This window comes from Marinobacter zhanjiangensis (genome assembly GCF_014651935.1).
Classification (GTDB): domain Bacteria; phylum Pseudomonadota; class Gammaproteobacteria; order Pseudomonadales; family Oleiphilaceae; genus Marinobacter; species Marinobacter zhanjiangensis.
Window position 1 is genome coordinate 223,024 of the sequence record NZ_BMXV01000004.1, and the last position, 18,873, is coordinate 241,896.

Sequence of the window (18,873 nt, forward strand, 5' to 3'; positions counted from 1 at the left end):
TTCTGTTACGCTTCGACTGTGACAGCCAAGGAGTTCCCATGCCTGAAGATCCCCTGAAAACCCTGTCGGACATGGCCAGCGATGCCCATGCCCGCATCCAGCAGACCTACGAGCATATCAACCCGGTAGTGGAAGTCCGTCGGGGCATGCGCGATGGCGGTATCCCGGCAGACGTCATGACCATCGATTGCCTGCAGACCCGCCGTCGCATTCTGCTGATCCTCCACGATGCGGAGCCCGGCATGCTGCTGTACCAGTTCGTTGCGCTGGAGGACGAAATGGGCGACGAATTCCAGCGGATGCCTCTGCAGGATGTTAGTCAGAGCACGCTGATCGACTGGATCAAGGGCTATTTCAGTCCGGATGCCTGATATGGCTCCCTGCCTTGACGCTGGCCCGCTATGCACGGCACGAATGACGACCCATCAGTATCATGCACTTGTCAGATCCGGGTCGGCTGCTTAGTCTTCCATATCCACTGATCCGTATTCCAACAACACATCCCCGGAGGCCCCATGGCTTTACCCACCCTTGAAACCACCCATTACAGTGTCGATCAGGGCATTGCCACCATTACCCTGAATCGTCCTGACAAACTCAACGCCTACAACCCCCGGATGCGCGAGGAACTGCTGGCGCTGTTTGATGAAACCGATGCCGATGACAACGTGCGCGTGGTGGTGATTACCGGCGCCGGCCGTGGTTTCTGCGCCGGCGCGGACCTGTCTTCCGGTGGCTCCACCTTTGATCGCAATGCGAACTCCGGCGACCCGTCCCGGCAGTCGCTGAAGGTTGGTGATGTCTACCGCGATGGCGGTGGCACCAACACTTTGCGCATCTTTGAGAGTCTCAAACCGGTTATCGGCGCCATCAATGGGCCGGCGGTAGGCATCGGGGCCACCATGCAGCTGCCCATGGATATCCGCATGGCCTCCACCAAGGCCAAGTTCGGGTTTGTGTTTGCCCGTCGCGGAATCACCATGGAAGCAGCTTCGTCCTGGTTCCTGCCCCGGCTGGTGGGCATGCAGACCGCCATGGAGTGGTGCATGACAGGCCGCGTCTTCGGTGCCGATGAAGCGCTGGAAAAAGGCCTGGTGCGTTCGCTGCACGAGCCGGACGACCTGCTGCCGGCGGTCTATGAAGTGGCCCGGGAAATTGCCGACAACACAGCGCCGGTGTCCGTTGCCCTGACTCGCCAGATGCTGTGGCGCATGTCGGCAGCACCGCATCCGATGGATGCCCACCGCATCGACAGCCGCTCCATCCAGGCTCGCGGCGAATCAGCGGATGCCAAGGAAGGTGTTACCTCGTTCCTGGAGAAACGCCCGGCGGAATTCCCCAACAAGGTTTCCACGGATATGCCCGCTTTCTTCCCCTGGTGGGATGAGCCGGTTTTCGAGTAAGGAATGGGCCGGTCTTTCACTCGAAGGCCGGTATTACCATCCTGTCGAAGAATGCTCGACTACACTGGACTCAGGCGGACAAAAAATCTGAGAAATGCACCCAATTGGCTTGCCACAATCCAATCCGTGGCTATATCGTACCTGTAAAACGAATATAGCGGTTGCTCGCCGCCAAACCCTCAACCCCTTACACCATAAGAACAAAGGAGACACGCCGATGCATGGTCTGATGATGCAACGCCCCCTGCTGATTTCCCAGATACTGGAATTTGCGGCGGGTAACTACCCCGACCAGGAAATCGTATCCCGCACTACCGAAGGAGGTATCCACCGGTACACCTACCCGGAAATGGCCCAGCGCACCCGCAAGCTGGCCAATGCCCTGAAAAAGCTGGGCGCCACCGATGAAGACCGGATTGGTACCATTGCCTGGAACACCTACCGACACCTGGAAATCTACTACGCCAGCTCCGGCATGGGCGCGATCTGTCATACCATGAACCCGCGCCTGCCGGCGGATCAGTTCATTTACATCGTCAATCACGCCAAAGACAAGTTCATCTTTGTTGACCTGACCTTCCTGCCGCTGATGGAAAAGCTGTACGAGCATTTCCCGGATGTGGAAGGCTTCATCGTGATGACCGATGAAGAACACATGCCCGAGACGGATCTGCCCCGGGTCTATTGCTACGAGACCCTGATCAAGGATGAATCGGACCATTTCGACTGGCCCGAGCTTGACGAGAACACGGCGTCATCCCTGTGCTACACCTCCGGTACCACCGGCAACCCCAAGGGCGTGCTCTACAGTCATCGCTCCAATGTGTTGCACGCGCTGTTCGTGCTTAGCATCTCCGGTGTCCCCATTGATGAGCGCTCCAACATCCTGCCGGTGGTGCCCATGTTCCACGTCAACGCGTGGGGCGTGCCGTACTTCGGCCTGATCGCTGGCGTCAAAATGGTGTTCCCGGGACCGGGCCTGGACGGCGAGAACCTCGCCAATCTGATTGAAGACGAGCAGGTCACCGACGCCTGGGGTGTACCCACGGTATGGCTGGGCCTGTTGGGTCACATGCGCAAGCAGGGCACGACCTTCAGTTCCCTCAAGCGCACCCTGATCGGTGGTTCCGCGCTGCCCAAGGCGATGATTGAGGAGTTCAAGGAAAAGCACAATGTAGAGGCCATCCAGGGCTGGGGCATGACCGAAATGAGCCCGTTGGGCACCGTGGCCACACCGCGCCCGAGCCAGCGTGGTGGTGACTGGAAGGAGGAGCTCAGGCTTCGTGGCACCCAGGGCCGCCTGATGTTCGGGGTGGAGATGAAGATCGTCGACGCCGAGGGCAACGAGCTGCCCCACGATGGCGAATCCCAGGGCGAACTGCTGGTACGCGGCAACGCTGTCATCAGTGGTTACTACGAAAACCCGGAAGCCACAAAGAAGGCCATCGATGAGGATGGGTGGTTCCACACCGGTGACGTATCAGTGATTTCACCGGACGGGTTCATGGAGATCGTTGACCGGGTCAAGGACGTGATCAAGTCCGGTGGCGAGTGGATCAGCTCTATTGATCTGGAGAACGAAGCGGTTGCTCATCCGGGTCTGGCGGAAGCAGCCGTGATCGGTGTCCGTCACGAGAAGTGGCAGGAACGCCCACTGCTGGTAGCGGTGCGCGAAAAGGACTCCGACGTCAGCAAGGAGGATGTGCTCAAGTTCCTGGAAGAGCGCGTTGCCAAGTTCTGGCTGCCGGATGATGTAGTGTTCGTGGAGGAATTGCCTCACGGTGCTACCGGCAAACTGCAGAAGGCCAAATTGCGCGAGGACTTCAAGGACTACACCTTGCCGACAGAGTAAGCCGTTCCGGGCGGGCCCTGGGCCCGCCTGTTCCGCTTCAGATGAGAATGAGCCGCCGGAATACCACCAGCGGCTTTTTTTTGAAGCTTTCGGGCCGTGAACGACTACTTCAGTTCAAAGCCCCGTTTTTTCAGGAAGTCCCGCATATGGGCGCGCAGCTTGGCGTTGAACAGCGGGCTGAGCTGCTCTGACCAGTTGGTGTCCTTGTTACCGCCCGTGCGCTCGCTGTAGTAGGTGTGCATGGTGTCATCAAAACGGTTAACCGAGTCTTCATCCTCGCGGTAGTAGTCCTCCATGAGGATGCTCTCCACCGGCAGGCGGGGTTTTACTTCCGGATCCTGATCCGGGTAACCCAGGCACAGCCCGAACACCGGGAAAACATGGTCGGGAAGCTTCAGCAATTCACTGATTTCCGCAGGATTGTTGCGAATACCGCCGATGTAGCAGATGCCCAGCCCGGCGGATTCCGCCGCCACCACCACATTCTGCGCCATCAGCGCGGTATCCACGCTGGCCACCAGGAACTGTTCGGTCATGCCTCGCACCACCTCGGCCCCGGTGCGTTCCGCCGAGTCCGTGGGGCGCTTCATGTCGGCACAGAACACCAGGAAGTCCGAACAGGTGGCGATATAGGTCTGCCCACTGGCCAGTTCGGCGATCTTTTCCCGGTTTTCCGGATTTTTTACGTGAATGATCGAGTAGGCCTGTACATGGCTGGAGGTGGCGGCGCTCTGGCCGGCGCGGATCAGCTCCAGGAGCAGGTCCCGGGGGATGGCCTGGTCGGTGAACTTGCGGATCGAGCGGTGGGATTTGAGTAGATCGATAACCTCGTTCATGGTGCCTCTCTCGCGAAATACATGGGCAATGTGGCCTTTCCGTCCGCCGTGTTCAGGCAGGTGGACAGAACGGCACTGTGTTCCGTAAAGCGGGAATTCTACACCTTTATGTGGGCCACCGGTTGGTGGATAGCCGCCTGGTGGAGGTGGTTCCGTTTTTGCGGCGCCCTCAGCCAGTCTCTTATGGCGTTTTGCGGAGGTTAACCAGCATCGGGGTGCCGCTGACCGGATCCTGTATAACATCGCAATGAACGCCATACAGGCGATGGATCAGTTGCTGGTTGAGGATATCCGCCGGTGCACCCTGGGCCTGGATGGCGCCGCCCACCATGGCAATCAGGTGGTCGGCGTAGCGGCAGGCACTGACCAGATCGTGCACCACCATCACCACGGTCTTGCCCTGGGTGGCCAGGTGGCGGATCAGTTCGAACACCTCGATCTGGTGGCCAAGGTCCAGGGCCGAGGTGGGCTCGTCCAGCAACAACAACGGCGTCTGCTGGGCAATGCTCATGGCAATCCAGGCCCGCTGCCGCTGGCCGCCGGAAAGGGTATCCAGGGGGCGGTCGGCCAGTGTGGACAGGTTCGCGGCGGTCAGTGCTTCCTCAAGTATCGCCTGGTCGTCGTGGGTCCAGCGTTTGAGCCAGCCCTGATGGGGCTGGCGGCCAAAGCGGATCAGGTCGGTGACGGTGAGGCCTTCCGGGGCCGAGTTGTCCTGGGGCAGCAGGGCCAGCTTGCGGGCGACTTCGCGACTGGGCTGGCTGAGAATGTCGCTGCCATCCAGCAATACCGCCCCACCGGATGGAGTGTGCACCCGCGCCAGACCGTTCAGCAGGGTGGACTTGCCGCAGCCATTGGGGCCGACAATAGCGGTGACCTGGCCCTGTGGCAGTGCCAGGTCCAGTTGATCAATCACTGGCGTATGGCGATGCGCCAGGGTCAGCTCCCGTGCTTCCAGCCGGGGCGTTGCGGCAGTTTCAGTCATGACAGGCTCCGGGAAGAGGGTTTCACAAGAATCCAGATCAGGTAGGGGCTGCCGGCAATGGCGGTGACCAGCCCCACCGGCAGCTCCAGGGGCGACAGTACCAGGCGGCCGGCCAGGTCCGCCGTCACCATAAAGGCAGCGCCCGCCAGTGCCGAGGCGGTCAGCGGCACCTTGCCGGGCCGGCTCAGGGCCCGGGCCAGCTCCGGCGCCAGCAGTGCCACCATGCCCACCGGTCCGGCGACGGACACCGCCAGCCCGGTCAGCAGTACCGCGCACGCCAGGCTCAGGGTGCGGATCCGCTTCAGGCGGGTGCCTAGGTTAATGGCTACCGGGTCGGAGAACTGCAGGGTCTTCAATGCCGGGCCCAGGGCGATGGCCAGCCCGTAGCCGATTACCAGGCCAATGGCCAGGATCTGCACGGCGTCCTGCGACCGCGCGTTCAGGCTGCCCACGGTCCAGGGGAAGGCGGCATTGGCGGCGTCGATGGCCACCCGGCTGAGCATCACCTGGGTGATGGCTCCGGCGATGGCACCGATGCCCAGGCCGGCGATAATAAAGCGGTAGCCACGGGTACCATTGGCTCCGGCCAGCCCGAAAGCCAGGGCAGTGGCAGCGGCCGCACCGCTCAGGGCCATGGCGGACGGGGCGATGGAGAGGCCGGCCCCTACTACCGAAGCCACCGCGAAGGCCGTCGCCGCGTTGTCGATGCCGATAATGCCAGGGGTCGCCAGGCGATTGCGGGCTATGGTCTGCATCATGCAGCCAGCCAGGGCAAAGGCGGCGCCGGTCAGGACCCCGGCCAGCACCCGGGGCAGTCGCAGTTCCCGGATGACGAACTGGTGGATGGTGTCGCCACCGCCGGCCAGTACATCAATGATGGCTCCGGGAGGTATGGCCACCGTGCCGAGGGCCAGGGAGGCGGTGGCAGCGATCACCAGGGCCAGAGTGAGTGCCAGGTTGGCGTACAGGTTGCGTTGGCGGGTCATGGCAAAGGTTTTCATAGTGTCGGCATGCGCCCGGAACGAACGATGATCAGCAAAACCGGGGCGCCGATCAGCGCCGTGATCACCCCAAGGGGCAGTTCCGATGGTGCCGCGATAACCCGGGCCAGGGTGTCCGCCAGAAGCAGCAGGGCAGGACCGATGGGCAGGCACAGCCAGAGGGTCTTGCGGATATCCGGGCCAGCCGCCGCCCGGGCGATATAGGGCACCACCAGGCCGACAAACACCAGCGGTCCGGCAAGGGCCGTGGCTGCACCCACCAGCAACGCCACTGCGACGATCACCAGCACGCGGATACGACCGGGCCTGTGGCCCAGCCCCATGGCCGTCCGCTCTCCCAGGGAGAGGGCCGCCAGCGGCGACGCCACAATGACCACGAGTATTCCGGCCACCACCAGTGACGGCAGCACGGCCCGCAGGTGAGACAGTGGCGTGCCGGCGATACTGCCGGTGATCCAGAAACGGATCTCGTCGGCGGCGCGCTGGTCCGCCAGCATCAGTACCGAGGTCAGCGACAGCAGCAGGCCCGTTACCGTGGCGCCGGCCAGCACCAGGCGCACCGGGTCGGCGGCCAGCCCCCGTGAACGAGTGGCCAGCATCACCAGTGAGCAACCCGCCAGGGCGCCGGTCTGGGAGACCAGTGTGGTCATGGTGGCGGAACTGGCACCCAGCAGGATGGCAACGGCCACCGCAAACGCGCTGCCGCCGCTGACCCCCAGCAAGCCGGGTTCCGCCAGCGGATTCCGGGTCAGGGCCTGCAGCAGGGCGCCGGCAATGGCAAGGGACAGTCCGGTGACAATACCGGTCACCAATCGGGGCAGGCGCAATTCGGTCACCACAAAGCGGGCTTCCTCGCTGCCCTGACCGAACAGCACCGGCAAGGCGTCGGCGGCAGAAACGGGTCCGGCGCCCCACAGCAGGCTGGCGACGGCAGTGACCACAACGAAAAAAACCGCCACAGAAAGTGGCGGTGCAAAGGCACAAGATGCAAGTGTGCTTCTGAAAAGAGTGGCTGCCATGGATTACTTCAGGGCAGCCTCAATCTCGTCCAGTATCGCCAGGGCGGCCAGGGGCCCGGAAGCGCTGGTCCACAGGGTGCCGTCTACCGGAAGGATACGACCGGACTCGTTGGCGACCAGCCGCTTGAAGGCCGGGGCCTGTCGCGCTGCCTCCAGGGCTTCGCGGCCATCCTCGTTCAGGGTGGCCAGGAAGATCCAGTTACGGTCCATCAGCGACAGGTTTTCCTGGCTCAGGGGCTGGCTGTGGGGGCGCCCTTCGGAAACCAGGCCGGCATCGTCCACCTCAAAGCCCGCGGACGCCAGCACGGTGGCGGAAAACAGGCCTTCCGCCATCACCAGCGGGCCCTGGGGCATCCAGCGCACCAGCGCAGTGTCGCGCTGGTCTTCGGGAATCACTGTTTCAACCTGACGGCGAACCTCCGCCGCCCGCTGTTCCACCCGCTCAATCACGTCCCGGGCACGGTCTTCACGACCGAGGGCGCGGGCAAACAAGGCCAGTTCGCGCTTCCAGGTGTCATGCTGGTAGGGCGTAACAGCCAGCACGACGGTCGGGGCAATACGGGACAGCAGCTGGTACTGCTCCTCACTGGTCCGCGCTGCAGCCAGGATAAGGTCCGGCTGCAGGGCAATCACAGCCTCCAGGTTGGTTTCGCCGGGAGCGCCCACAATCTCGATAACCCCGGCCGCCTCCTCGATGTAGCTGGCCACGCTCTGGCCACCACGGGTAATGATGGCGCCCACAGGCTGCGCGCCGACTGCGATGGCAGAATCCAGTGCGCCTTCGTACAGGGTAACGATGCTTTCCGGCTGACCCTCCACGGTAACGTCGCCGTAGGCGGTGGGGATGGTGCGGGTGTCTGCCAGCAGGGGCTGGTAAAGGCAGGCAAGCAGCAGCGCGACCAGCGGAGCCGCGAGCTGGTGCCGGATCGGGTACAGCATGATGATGTCTCCAGTGTTGCCGTATGCGAACAACGTATGCGGCGGGGTGATGCCACGAACTGGAAGTAATGATAATGGTTCGCATTAATATTATAAAGCTGATAACTTGGCACGACCTGTTGCATAACCTGGAACGATGATCCGATGTACGACCTGAAAGAGCTGGAAGCCTTTGTCTCCGTGGTAAAAACCGGAAGCCTGACGGCCAGCACCCGTGACCTGAACCTGCCCAAGTCCACCCTGAGCCGCCGTATCCGCCAGCTGGAGGAGGCCGTGGGCCAACCTCTCTTACAGCGACAGTCCAAACGCATCTTTCCTAACGACGCCGGGCGGGTGTTCTATCGCTATAGCAATGAAATCCTGGAGCTGGTGTCCCAGGGGCACGAGGCCCTGGAGGAGCTACGGGAGGGTGTCAGTGGCACCCTGGAACTCCACTGCCACGAGGCGTTTATACGGGGCTGGTTTGCCCGGATGGTGGAGCGCTTCCGGGACCAGCATGCCGGGCTGAGCGTTTCCGTACGTACCCTGCGGGCGGCGCCAGAAGAGGTGAGGGAGGGGGTCTGCGTCTGGCTGGGCATCCCGCCGGAAGGCAATTACCGTTGTGAGGTGCTGGGCCATCTGACGCAGGGAGTCTATGGCAGTCGTGACTATTTCCACACCTACGGCCGGCCGGAATCGCCGGCGGACCTGGGCGACCATGCCTGGATTGATATGCTGGGTATGGATAGTGCTGGCGTGGTGCTGAATCACCCGGTGCATGGGCCTTATCCGATCATGCCGCGGAAAGGCCGGTTCAGTGTCGACCAGTACACTGTTCAGGGTGATGCCATTGCTGCCGGCCGTGGTGTCGGGCTGATACCGCACTGGTTGGCAGATAAGCGCCTGCAGGCGCACCCTGAAGCCTTTGAATTGTGTATGGCCGGCTGGCAGGGGCCGGTGTTACCGGTCAGCTTATTGTATCCCCATGGCGTATTACCCCGGCGCACCCGCCTGTTCGTTCAGAACGTCCGGTCCTCGGTGCCGGTGGAGTGGCAGCGGCAGGCGGTATCGGGAGCCTCCGGGCCTGTCGTTCCGGAAAACGGAACATATCATGCCGCACAGTAAATAGTGGCCTTGTGTTAATGTTCGCTGCAAATGAGAGGTATTCGCATTAATTTGCGGGTTTCCTCAAGTGGCGACTTTTCCAGACACAAGGAGTTACCTATGTACCGCCCTATGACCCTGTTGGCGTCCGCCGTGGCCCTGGCCAATGCCGGAGCCGCCCTGGCTCAGTCCGAACCTGCCGAACTTGATGAAATCGTGGTGACCGCGTCCGGCTTCGAGCAGAACATCTCGGATGCCCCGGCCAGTATTTCCGTGATTCCCGCCCAGGAGTTGCAGAAGCGTTCCTACACCGACATCACGGACGCCGTAAAGAGCATTCCGGGCGTCTATGTCAACGGCGGCGGTAATGCCAGGGACATCACCATTCGCGGTATGACCGAAGGCTATACCCTCTATCTGGTGGATGGTCGCCCCGTTTCCGCGGGCCGTAATATCAACACTAACGGCAGTGATGGCGGCAAGCAGATCGCCCTGCCACCGGTTTCCGCCATCGAGCGCATCGAAGTGATCCGTGGTCCCATGTCCTCTCTTTACGGTTCCGAGGCCATGGGCGGGGTTATCAATATTATTACGAAGAAGACCACCCGGGAGTGGTCAGGGTCCGTCACTACCGAGTACACCAAGTCCCTCAACGAGGTGAACGAAGACTCGCAGCTGGTCAGTGCCTACGCCAGCGGTGCCCTTGTGCCGGGTCTGCTGGGGTTGCAGGTGGACGGTTTCTGGCAGGGCACCGATGAGAGCCACTACATCGGTGGTGATGACAGTGCCGAGAGTACCCCGGACAGCGATCGCCGACAGGGTGGGGCGACGCTGATCTTCACGCCCGATGACCGGAACGAGATAGAAGTCGGCTACAACACGGCGGAACTGGAATACACCCATAACCCGGGTGTCAGCATCCCCGAGCTGGACCTTCGCGGCAATCCAAGTGAAGCCAATACCTACACCTACCACAAGGATGTCTATCAGATTGGCCACCGGGGAACCTACGGCAACCTGACCCTCGATTCCTATCTTCAGCATGACATATCCGAACGAGTCCAGGATCTGAAAAAACGGGAGGAGATCACCACCCTCAATAGCCAGGGAACCTATCTGTTTGGTCGCCACATAGTGACTTTTGGTGGTCAGTACAAATATGAGGACCTGACCGATGAAACCAACGGCCTGCTGGGGACCGGTGTCCCAACCGCCACCAGCGAGGTTGACCGCTGGATCGGCGCTCTGTTTACGGAGATTGAATGGGCAGTACTGGATGACCTGAACGTGACCACCGGCATCCGCTACAACGAAGACGAGCTTTTCGGCGGTCACTGGACGCCCCGGGTTTACGCCAACTATCAGATGACGCCGGAATGGACCTTCAAGGGTGGCGTGTCTACCGGCTACAAGCAGCCCAGCCTGCCGGACGCGACCGAAGGCTTTGGTCGCCCCACTGGCAGGGGCAGCGCCATTAATATTGGTAACGAAGACCTGGAACCCGAAACCAGCACCAGTTATGAGGCGGGCTTTGTGTTCAGCAGCCGGGCGACCGACCTGGATGCCAGCGCGATGGTGTTCTACACCGAGTTCGATGACAAAATCGCAGAGGAGCGGCTCTGCCAGGGGCCGGCAGCAGGCTTTAGTGACCCTTCGGCCAGGGAGTGTGACTACTTTGGCACGGACTACTTCTTCGTGGGCACTCGCAAGAACATTGACGAAGCCACCATGCAGGGCATGGAGCTGTCCCTGGACTACGGCATTACCCCGGCGTTGATCTTCAGCTCCAGCTATACCTACACCGACTCCGAGCAGAAGACCGGCGAATTTGCGGGCGAGCCTCTGAACAAGATCCCCAAACACATGGCCAACGCCGGGCTGGACTGGCAGAGCACCAACCGGCTGAACCTGTGGCTTGACGCCAACTACCGGGGCGAAACCACCGACTACCTGAGCCGGACCAGCATGGACGATGGCACCCCGGACTACACCTTCGTGGATGTGGGCATGGTGTACCAGCTCAACGACAGTGCCCGGGTCAAGGCCGGTCTCTACAATGTGGCTGACAAGGAGGTTACCAATGATACCTATGGTGTCGTACTGGATGGCCGTCGCGTTAACCTTGGCCTGACCGTCGACTTCTGAAGGGGGAGATATCCATGAACATGATTCGAAACTGTCTGATGGCTATGGTGGGCGCGGCTGTCCTGTCCGGTTGCGGCACCCTGTCAAAGGATATTGCCGGCCCGATGGTGATCAGCTTTGACCACGGCGCTACGGATACCCTGGTCGAGCTGGGTCTTGAAGAGAAGATCGTGGCGGTCCCGAAAACCGGGCTGCCGGACTACCTGGGCCATCTGGCGGCTGCCCGACCCGATGCCGGTAACCTGAAAACGCCGGATCTGGATGTAGTGGCTGACGCTGAGCCGGACCTGGTGCTGGTCACCGGTCGCCAGGCGGAAAGCCTCGAAGCACTGCAGGAGATTGTGCAGGTGCAGGATGTTTCTCTGCTGGGGGACGACTACCGCGAAGGTGTGCAGGTTCGCGTACTGGGGCTGGCCACGCTCTATGGAATGTACGAAGAGGCGGAGAGCAGGCTGCAGGCACTGTGGAAGTCGGTGGACCAGGCCCGTGACGGTATCACCGGTAATCCGCAGGTGGTGGTTGTCACCCACAACGATGACAACTTCTCCCTGAGGGACGAGCCGGTGGTATCACAGCTGCTGGGCCTGGAGCAGCCGGATGTACCTGCGGGCGTCGAGTCCGTGACTCGCGGCACACGGGTGTTCACGCCAGCGACTCCTGAGGTGCTGGCGGATATGGCGCCGGACCATCTGTTCGTGGTGGACCGCAGTGCTGCTATCGGCGATGAGCCACTGGATGCCAGCACCTTGCGCCGCGACCTGCAAGCCGTTGGTGCGGGGGACATCGAGGTTACCATCCTCTCGCCCGGCCTGTGGTACCTGTCCGGCGGAGGCCTGCAGAGTGTTCGCCTGCAGGTTCAGGAAATACTCGGCGCCCTTTGACAGGCCGCCGGAGTCTACATGGTGCGGGCGAAAAGCCCGAAAGGCATGGCCTTGAGTACGTAGCTGAGCGGCGTCCAGGGCCACCAGGGCACATAGGCCCGGCGCTTCTCACTGTCGATGGCCTTGACCAGGGCCTTGACGCCGGTGTCCAGGTCCACCCGGAAGGGAGCGTTCTTCACCTCCCGGTTGATGTCGGTCAGGATGTAGCCGGGCAGTATGCTGGTCACCCGGATGGGCGTGCCCCGGGTATCCAGCTGCAGCCCCTCGGCCAGGGCGGCCACGGCTGCCTTGGTGGCGGCATAGACATTGAACGGGCCCCGGAAACCCCGTACCCCGCTGACCGATGACATCAGCACCAGGTGCCCCGCGTTCTGCGCCCGGAAAATCTCCATCGCGGCCTCGCACTGGGCGATGGCCGCCACGAAATTGGTCTCCGCCGCCTGCCGGTTGGAGGCGAAGTCGCCGTGACCGATAGCGGTTTTGCTGCCCATGCCGGCATTCACCACCACCCGGTCCAGGGAACCCAGCTCCTCCCGGAAGTCCCGGAATACCTCGAATACCTGATCGTAATTGCATACGTCCAGGGAGCGTACAACCACCTGAATATCGGGATGGCTGGCCAGTAGCTCGCTCTGCAACTGCACCAGCTTTTCGGTGCGGCGGGCACACAGGGCCAGGTTGCAGCCCTGCGCCGCCCAGGCCCGGGCCATGCCTTCGCCCAGGCCGGTACTGGCGCCGGTAATCAGAATCGTCTTACGCATGTGCCTGGTTTCCTCTGGTTGTTTTTCTTCTGCTGTAGATTAACCTCAGTGGTAAACGTTACCACAGGGTAGCCGGCATTCGGCGAGGGCGTGGCGGTCAGTAATGCCAACGCTGAACGTCAGGCTCGCCTGCAGGTTTTTCCTGACCAGCCGGAGTTTTCGCCATGCCCGAGGCACGCCTCCCCTTTGATCAGCTGGTGTCGCTGCTGACATCGATTTTCCGCAAGCACGGCACCTCCGATGCGGTGGCTGCGGTGCTGGCCCACAACTGTGCCAGTGCCCAGCGCGATGGCTCCGACAGTCATGGTGTCTTCCGCATACCCGGTTATCTTTCCACACTGGCCAGTGGCTGGGTGGATGGTCATGCCAGGCCCGAGGTGGAAGACCGTGCCCCCGGTTTTGTCGCGGTGGATGCCGGTAACGGCTTTGCCCAGCCGGCACTGGAGGCCGGGCGCGAGCTGTTGCTGGACAAGGCAAGGCACAACGGCATCGCCCTGATGGCCATTCGCAACTCCCACCACTTCGCCGCGCTCTGGCCGGATGTTGAACCCTTTGCCAGTGAGGGTCTGGTGGCGCTGGCGATGGTTAACAGCATGGCCTGCGTGGTGCCTGCCGGCGGACGCAAGCCACTGTTCGGCACCAACCCCATCAGTTTCGCCGCGCCCCGTGCCGGCCATGAGCCGTTGGTGTTTGACCTGGCCACCAGTGCCATTGCCCATGGTGATGTGCAGATAGCCGCGAAGGAAGGGAAGAAGCTGCCGGAAGGCTACGGGGTAGACGCCGATGGCAACCCCACCTGTGATCCGGAAAAGGTCCTCAACGGTGGTGCCCTGCTGCCGTTTGGTGGCTACAAGGGCTCGGCCCTGTCGATGATGGTGGAGCTGATGGCCGCTGCGCTGACCGGGGGCAATTTTTCCTTCGAGTTCGACTGGTCAGGCCACCCTGGCGCGAAAACCCCCTGGACCGGGGAGCTGCTGATTGTGATTGATCCTGCCTGCGGGGCAGGTAGCGATTTTGCGGAGCGTACCGAAACTCTGGTTCAGGCCATGAGCGACGCGGGCCAGCAGCGACAGCCCGGCGACCGGCGTTACCGTCAGCGAGCCGAAGCTCAGCGGCTGGGCGTCGCCCTCAAAGAGGATGACCTGACTTACCTGAGGGGGCTGGTGGACTGAGCGGACGAAAGTCCGCCCTCAGTCGTTATCGGCGGAGGTCCGGGCCGCCTTGCGCTGCTCCACAAAGTGATGGATCTCACCGATAATGCCCCGGCGAAACACCAACACCACGATCACGAAGATCGTACCCAGAATTACCTGTACCCAGGACCCGAAGGAGCCCAGTTCGTGGGTCAGGGTAGCCACGGTAACGGCCCCCAGCACTGGCCCGAAGACGGTACCGAGTCCACCTACCAGTGTCATCAGCACCACCTCGCCGGACGTCTGCCAGTGGGCGGAGGTCAGTGAGGCGAACTGGAAAACCAGCGCCTTGGTGGAACCGGCAAGTCCCGCCATGGTCGCGGAGAGAACAAAGGCCAGTAACTTGAAGCGGTCCACATCGTAACCCAGGGATAACGCCCGCGGTTCGTTTTCGCGGATGGCCTGCAGCACTTCGCCAAAGGGCGAGTGTACGGTGCGGTAGATGATGCCGAAACCGATCAGGAAAATGGCGAACACCAGGTAATACATGGTCAGCTCGTTATCGAGGCTGAACAGGCCGAACAGCTCACCCCGCGGGATGCCCTGGAGCCCGTTCTCGCCGCCGGTGAAGGGCAACTGCAGGCACAGGAAATAGATGATCTGCGCCAGGGCCAGGGTGACCATGGCGAAATAGATCCCCTGGCGGCGGATGGCCAGGAACCCGAACACGATCCCGATAAGGAAAGCGAAGGCGGTACCGGTCAGAATGCCCAGCAGGGGCGGGAAGCCCCAGACCTTCAGGGCATGGCCGGCAATGTAGGCAGCGCCGCCGAAAAAGGCCGCATGACCGAAGGACAGCAGCCCGGCATAACCCAGCAACAAGTTGAAGGCGCAGGCAAACAAAGCAAAGCACAGCAGATCCATAACAAACACGGGGTAGGCCAGGAAAGGAGCGATCAACCCTGCAATCAGCATGATGGCGAACAGCACTTTATTCATCATGGGGTTATTGCTCCTTGCCAAACAGACCGGCCGGGCGGAACAGCAGCACCAGCACCATCAGGAAAAAAATCACGGTGTTGGCCGCCGGTGGGTAGAACACCTTGGTCATGCCTTCCACCAGCCCCAGGGCCAGGCCAGTGAGGATGGCTCCCATTATGGAGCCCATGCCGCCGATCACTACCACCGCGAACACCACGATGATCAGGTCAGCACCCATCAGCGGGCTGACCGAGTAGATGGGCGCCGCCAGCACCCCTGCCAGACCGGCCAGGGCCGCACCAAAGCCAAAGGTCAGGGTTACCATCAGCGGCACGTTGAGGCCGAAGGCCTGGGTCAGTTGCGGGTTTTCGACCCCGGCGCGCAGCCGTGACCCCAGGCGGGTGTGTTCAATGACGTACCAGGTGGCGAAACACACCACCAGGGAAAAGACGATGGCAAACATGCGGTAGGTGGGGAAGTACATGAATCCCAGGTTCAGCACACCGCTGAGCACCTCCGGCTGCCCCGGATAGGGAGTGCCGGATACGTTGAAATAGTTGGCAAACAGCCCCTGAAGAATCAGGGTGATGCCGAAGGTGAGCAGCAGCCCGTAGATGTGGTCCAGGTTCGCCAGGCGTTTGAGCATGGTGCGCTCAATGATGATGCCCAGTAGCCCCACCACGAGGGGCGCCATGATCAGCGAACCCCAGAACCCGATCTGCAGACTGATACCAAACCATTGCTCCAGGTAGGAGTAACCGATCAGTGCGACGAATGCCCCCAGCATGTACATGGCGCCATGGGCAAAGTTGATGATATTCAGTAACCCGAATATCACCGCCAGGCCGAGACTCAGCATGGCGTAGAACACACCTACGTTCAGCCCAAGCAGTGCCTGGGCCGTGATGAGCTGCATCGACACGTCGGTTATCCCCCTGGTGTTGTTTTTGGTTAATGACGTTGCCGGTTACTTGTTGACCAGGTCACACTTGGTTTCTTCCATGGAGATGTAGGCCTGATCCGCCGGGATACGGGAGACAACGTTGAGCAGGTCCCATTCGCTTTCGGACTCGTCCGGTGACTTCACTTCCACCAGGAACATGTCATGCAGCATGGAGCCGTTGGGGGCGATCTTGCCGCCGTCGACGAAGAAGTCGTTCAGCTCCATCTCGCCCAGTTGGGCGCGCACCGCATCGCTGTCATCGGTGCCAACCGCTTCCACAGCCTTCAGGTAGTTGCTGACCGCGGAATAGACGCCGGCCTGCACCATGGTGGGCATGGCGCCGTGACGCTCGTTGAAGCGGTTGGACCACTCCAGGGCTTCCTCGTCCTGGTTCCAGACGAAGGCAGTGGTGAACTGCAGGCCCTGGGCGATATCCAGGCCCATACTGTGCACGTCGGTGATGAACACCAGCATGCCGGCCAGTTTCTGTCCGCTCTGCACGATCTGGAACTGGTTGGCCTGCTTGATGGCATTGACCGTGTCCTGACCGGCGTTGGCCAGACCGATGACGTCTGCGCCGGAGGCCTGGGCCTGGAGCAGGTAGGAGGAGAAATCATTGGTAGACAGCGGGTGCTGAATGCTGCCGACCACTTCGCCCCCCAGTTCTTCCACCACGGCACCGGTGTTGTCCCTCAGGGAATGACCGAAGGCGTAGTCGGCGGTGAGGAAGAACCATTTCTCGCCACCATTCTTGACCATGGCGGTGGCGGTACCCACCGGCAGGGCATGGGTGTCGTAGACATAGTGGATGCCGTAGGGCGTGCATTGCTCCTCGGTGAGTGCGGTGGTGCCTGCGCCGGTGTTCATGGTGATCACCTTGCGCTCGGCGGCCAGGCCCTGAACCGCCAGCGCCACGGACGAGTTGTCCAGGGCGGTCAGCATGTCCACCTCGTCGTCATCGATCCATTCCCGGGCGGTGCTGGCGGCGATGTCCGCCTTGTTCTGGTGGTCCGCCGAGACAATCTCGATGGGTGTGCCCATGATGGAGCCACCAAAGTCCTCCACCGCCATCTCGGCGGCAGTGACTGCTCCGGGACCCTCGAGGGTCTTGTAAACCCCGGACATGTCGCTGAGCACCCCGATTTTCAGCACGCCGTCCGATAACTCGGCATTGGCGGCCATGGGCAGAGAAACCGCCGTGGCAGCGGCCACGGTGGCGATACCTGTCTTCCAGTTGCTGAACATGTTGTTTCCCCTTCTTGTTGTATTTGGTGGGGGGTAGTTACCCGGGCGGGACCCTGGCCCCTCACCTTTGGTCAGACACTCAGGTGCCTGTTCAACTCGTCCTGTTTGGCTTCAAGCTCGTCGGCGGCAATCTGCAGCACCACGCGACCGTGTTCGATGACGTAATGCCGGTCTGCCAGTGGCGCAGCGAAGTGGAAGTTCTGTTCCACCAGAATGATGGTATAGCCCTTGCCCCGGAGCTTGAGGATCACATCATTCAGGGACTTGAGGATGACCGGTGCCAGCCCCTCGGTGATCTCGTCCAGCAGCAGCAGTGTCGCGCCGGTACGCAATATTCGGGCGATGGCCAGCATCTGCTGTTCACCACCGGAAAGCTTGGAACCCTGGCTCTTGCGGCGCTCCCGGAGGTTCGGGAACATCTGGTAAATCTCGTCAACGGACATGCCGTCTTCGGCGACGACTGGTGGCAGCACCAGGTTTTCATCCACATTGAGGGAGGCGTATATGCCCCGTTCTTCCGGGCAGTAGCCCAGCTTGCCCACCCTCGCAATCTGGTGGGTGGGCAGATTGATCAGTTCGGTGCCGTTCACCCGGATCGAGCCGGTGCGTTTGCCAACCAGGCCGAGGATGGCTTTGAGGGTGGTGCTGCGGCCGGAGCCGTTGCGGCCCAGCAGGGTGATGACTTCGCCTTCGTGTACGGTAAGCTCCATGCCGTGCAGGATGTGGGACTCGCCGTACCAGGCGTGGAGATTCTCGATCTTCAGCAGTTCTCTGGCGTTCTCAGGCGGCATCGGTGGTCCCCATATAGGCTTCCATGACGGCAGGGTTGGTGGACACGGTCTGGTAATCGCCCTCAGCCAGGATCCGGCCCCGGTTGAGCACGGTGATCCGGTCAGCGAGGGTGGACACCACGCTGAGGTTGTGCTCCACCATGACAATGGTGCGGTCTTTCACCACCTCCCGGATCAGGTCGGTGACGGTGCCCACGTCCTCGGCGCTCATGCCCTGGGTCGGCTCGTCCAGCAGCATCAGCCTGGGTTTGAGGGCAATGGTGGTGGCGATTTCCAGGGCCCGCTTGCGGCCATAGGCCAGTTCGACCGCCTTGGTGTCGCCGAACTCGCCGAGGCCCACCTGCTCCAGCAGGTGCTGGGCCTCCTCGTTGAGCTGGTCAAGAATCCGGATAGACCGCCAGAACTGGTACGACACTCCCAGCTTGCGCTGCAGCGCGATACGAACGTTTTCCCGTGCCGATAGGTGGGGGAAGACCGCGGAAATCTGGAACGAACGGATCAGCCCGTGCTGGGCGATGTCCGCCGGACGATGGCGGGTGATGTCCCGGCCGTCGTACAGGATTTTCCCGGAGCTGGGTTTCAGGAACTTGGTCAGCAGGTTGAAAAAGGTGGTTTTGCCGGCGCCATTGGGACCGATCAGGGCATGAATGTGCCCGGTGTGGACCTGGAGGTTGATATCTTCAACGGCCTTGAAGCCCTTGAAATCCTTGGTCAGACCGCGGGTTTCCAGAATAATGGACGAATCTTGCCTGTTTTCGCTCACGGAATCGTCACCCTGTTGGTCCCACTACGCGTGGGCAGTGGGTTGTTTTTATTATTGGCCATACCGGCATTGCCGGTCGCTGTGACGGCCGGTTTCGAACGTTGTACGACGTCAT

At 61.5% G+C, this 18,873-nt stretch carries 18 protein-coding genes; 7 read left to right on the forward strand and 11 right to left on the reverse strand.

The window, feature by feature from the left end; translation table 11 throughout:
• The first annotated feature begins 38 nt into the window (after positions 1-38).
• The 3 genes from IE079_RS10035 to IE079_RS10045 all read left to right on the forward strand — a co-directional run bounded on the left by IE079_RS10035 (position 39) and on the right by IE079_RS10045 (position 3,255).
• A complete protein-coding gene (locus tag IE079_RS10035) occupies positions 39-371 on the forward strand; it encodes a hypothetical protein (protein WP_189575960.1) in 333 nt (110 codons plus the stop codon).
• Positions 372-515: 144 nt separating this feature from the next.
• The gene (locus IE079_RS10040) at positions 516-1,403 is read left to right on the forward strand and encodes a crotonase/enoyl-CoA hydratase family protein (RefSeq protein ID WP_189575962.1); all 888 of its coding nucleotides are present in this window, start codon (positions 516-518) and stop codon (positions 1,401-1,403) included.
• A gap of 217 nt (positions 1,404-1,620) precedes the next feature.
• Entirely contained in the window at positions 1,621-3,255 is a 1,635-nt protein-coding gene (locus IE079_RS10045; RefSeq protein ID WP_189575964.1) for a long-chain-fatty-acid--CoA ligase, read from the forward strand.
• Between the two features lie 104 nt (positions 3,256-3,359).
• On the opposite strand, the gene nfsA is transcribed toward IE079_RS10045, so the two are convergent.
• The 5 genes from nfsA to IE079_RS10070 form a co-directional block, all read right to left on the reverse strand.
• Positions 3,360-4,091 (reverse strand): oxygen-insensitive NADPH nitroreductase, encoded by a 732-nt coding sequence (gene nfsA / locus IE079_RS10050; protein ID WP_189575966.1) that lies wholly within the window; start codon positions 4,089-4,091, stop codon positions 3,360-3,362.
• 181 nt (positions 4,092-4,272) lie between these two features.
• A complete protein-coding gene (locus tag IE079_RS10055; protein ID WP_189575968.1) occupies positions 4,273-5,073 on the reverse strand; it encodes an ABC transporter ATP-binding protein in 801 nt (266 codons plus the stop codon).
• On the reverse strand, positions 5,070-6,059 hold the full coding sequence (locus tag IE079_RS10060; RefSeq protein ID WP_189576352.1) for a FecCD family ABC transporter permease: 990 nt from the start codon (positions 6,057-6,059) through the stop codon (positions 5,070-5,072). Before IE079_RS10060 ends, IE079_RS10055 begins: the two co-directional genes overlap by 4 nt.
• An 11-nt stretch (positions 6,060-6,070) precedes the next feature.
• Positions 6,071-7,093, reverse strand: coding sequence for a FecCD family ABC transporter permease (locus IE079_RS10065; RefSeq protein ID WP_189575971.1), 1,023 nt, complete (start codon positions 7,091-7,093; stop codon positions 6,071-6,073).
• Between the two features lie 3 nt (positions 7,094-7,096).
• Positions 7,097-8,032, reverse strand: a complete 936-nt coding sequence (locus IE079_RS10070; RefSeq protein WP_189575973.1) for an ABC transporter substrate-binding protein — start codon at positions 8,030-8,032, stop codon at positions 7,097-7,099.
• A gap of 144 nt (positions 8,033-8,176) precedes the next feature.
• On the opposite strand from IE079_RS10070, the gene IE079_RS10075 reads away from it, so the two are divergent.
• The 3 genes from IE079_RS10075 to IE079_RS10085 all read left to right on the forward strand — a co-directional run bounded on the left by IE079_RS10075 (position 8,177) and on the right by IE079_RS10085 (position 12,141).
• Positions 8,177-9,136: a LysR family transcriptional regulator gene (locus tag IE079_RS10075; RefSeq protein WP_189575976.1), complete on the forward strand. Its 960-nt coding sequence runs from the start codon at positions 8,177-8,179 to the stop codon at positions 9,134-9,136.
• Positions 9,137-9,235: 99 nt separating this feature from the next.
• On the forward strand, positions 9,236-11,260 hold the full coding sequence (locus IE079_RS10080; protein ID WP_189575978.1) for a TonB-dependent receptor domain-containing protein: 2,025 nt from the start codon (positions 9,236-9,238) through the stop codon (positions 11,258-11,260).
• Between the two features lie 14 nt (positions 11,261-11,274).
• A complete protein-coding gene (locus tag IE079_RS10085) occupies positions 11,275-12,141 on the forward strand; it encodes an ABC transporter substrate-binding protein (protein WP_189575980.1) in 867 nt (288 codons plus the stop codon).
• A gap of 14 nt (positions 12,142-12,155) precedes the next feature.
• Here IE079_RS10085 and IE079_RS10090 read toward each other — a convergent pair whose 3' ends face one another.
• Positions 12,156-12,902, reverse strand: a complete 747-nt coding sequence (locus IE079_RS10090; protein WP_189575982.1) for an SDR family oxidoreductase — start codon at positions 12,900-12,902, stop codon at positions 12,156-12,158.
• Between the two features lie 164 nt (positions 12,903-13,066).
• Between IE079_RS10090 and IE079_RS10095 the strand changes: the two genes are divergently transcribed.
• Complete coding sequence (locus tag IE079_RS10095; RefSeq protein ID WP_189575984.1) at positions 13,067-14,074, forward strand: Ldh family oxidoreductase; 1,008 nt, start codon at positions 13,067-13,069, stop codon at positions 14,072-14,074.
• 18 nt (positions 14,075-14,092) lie between these two features.
• Here IE079_RS10095 and IE079_RS10100 read toward each other — a convergent pair whose 3' ends face one another.
• The 5 genes from IE079_RS10100 to IE079_RS10120 all read right to left on the reverse strand — a co-directional run bounded on the left by IE079_RS10100 (position 14,093) and on the right by IE079_RS10120 (position 18,758).
• Positions 14,093-15,037: a branched-chain amino acid ABC transporter permease gene (locus IE079_RS10100; protein ID WP_189575986.1), complete on the reverse strand. Its 945-nt coding sequence runs from the start codon at positions 15,035-15,037 to the stop codon at positions 14,093-14,095.
• 4 nt (positions 15,038-15,041) lie between these two features.
• A complete protein-coding gene (locus IE079_RS10105; RefSeq protein WP_227712453.1) occupies positions 15,042-15,932 on the reverse strand; it encodes a branched-chain amino acid ABC transporter permease in 891 nt (296 codons plus the stop codon).
• Positions 15,933-15,983: 51 nt separating this feature from the next.
• Positions 15,984-17,204, reverse strand: coding sequence for an ABC transporter substrate-binding protein (locus IE079_RS10110; RefSeq protein WP_189575988.1), 1,221 nt, complete (start codon positions 17,202-17,204; stop codon positions 15,984-15,986).
• A gap of 71 nt (positions 17,205-17,275) precedes the next feature.
• On the reverse strand, positions 17,276-17,995 hold the full coding sequence (locus IE079_RS10115) for an ABC transporter ATP-binding protein (RefSeq protein WP_189575990.1): 720 nt from the start codon (positions 17,993-17,995) through the stop codon (positions 17,276-17,278).
• The gene (locus tag IE079_RS10120; protein ID WP_189575992.1) at positions 17,985-18,758 is read right to left on the reverse strand and encodes an ABC transporter ATP-binding protein; all 774 of its coding nucleotides are present in this window, start codon (positions 18,756-18,758) and stop codon (positions 17,985-17,987) included. The genes IE079_RS10115 and IE079_RS10120 overlap by 11 nt, the downstream gene beginning before the upstream one ends.
• Positions 18,759-18,873: the final 115 nt, after the last annotated feature.

Coding starts and splice junctions, on each gene's coding strand:
- IE079_RS10035 (WP_189575960.1), top strand. CDS start 39: ATGCCTGAAGATCCCCTGAAAACCCTGTCGGACATGGCCAGCGATGCC.
- IE079_RS10040 (WP_189575962.1), top strand. CDS start 516: ATGGCTTTACCCACCCTTGAAACCACCCATTACAGTGTCGATCAGGGC.
- IE079_RS10045 (WP_189575964.1), top strand. CDS start 1,621: ATGCATGGTCTGATGATGCAACGCCCCCTGCTGATTTCCCAGATACTG.
- nfsA (WP_189575966.1), bottom strand. CDS start 4,091: ATGAACGAGGTTATCGATCTACTCAAATCCCACCGCTCGATCCGCAAG.
- IE079_RS10055 (WP_189575968.1), bottom strand. CDS start 5,073: ATGACTGAAACTGCCGCAACGCCCCGGCTGGAAGCACGGGAGCTGACC.
- IE079_RS10060 (WP_189576352.1), bottom strand. CDS start 6,059: ATGACCCGCCAACGCAACCTGTACGCCAACCTGGCACTCACTCTGGCC.
- IE079_RS10065 (WP_189575971.1), bottom strand. CDS start 7,093: ATGGCAGCCACTCTTTTCAGAAGCACACTTGCATCTTGTGCCTTTGCA.
- IE079_RS10070 (WP_189575973.1), bottom strand. CDS start 8,032: ATGCTGTACCCGATCCGGCACCAGCTCGCGGCTCCGCTGGTCGCGCTG.
- IE079_RS10075 (WP_189575976.1), top strand. CDS start 8,177: ATGTACGACCTGAAAGAGCTGGAAGCCTTTGTCTCCGTGGTAAAAACC.
- IE079_RS10080 (WP_189575978.1), top strand. CDS start 9,236: ATGTACCGCCCTATGACCCTGTTGGCGTCCGCCGTGGCCCTGGCCAAT.
- IE079_RS10085 (WP_189575980.1), top strand. CDS start 11,275: ATGAACATGATTCGAAACTGTCTGATGGCTATGGTGGGCGCGGCTGTC.
- IE079_RS10090 (WP_189575982.1), bottom strand. CDS start 12,902: ATGCGTAAGACGATTCTGATTACCGGCGCCAGTACCGGCCTGGGCGAA.
- IE079_RS10095 (WP_189575984.1), top strand. CDS start 13,067: ATGCCCGAGGCACGCCTCCCCTTTGATCAGCTGGTGTCGCTGCTGACA.
- IE079_RS10100 (WP_189575986.1), bottom strand. CDS start 15,037: ATGATGAATAAAGTGCTGTTCGCCATCATGCTGATTGCAGGGTTGATC.
- IE079_RS10105 (WP_227712453.1), bottom strand. CDS start 15,932: ATGCAGCTCATCACGGCCCAGGCACTGCTTGGGCTGAACGTAGGTGTG.
- IE079_RS10110 (WP_189575988.1), bottom strand. CDS start 17,204: ATGTTCAGCAACTGGAAGACAGGTATCGCCACCGTGGCCGCTGCCACG.
- IE079_RS10115 (WP_189575990.1), bottom strand. CDS start 17,995: ATGCCGCCTGAGAACGCCAGAGAACTGCTGAAGATCGAGAATCTCCAC.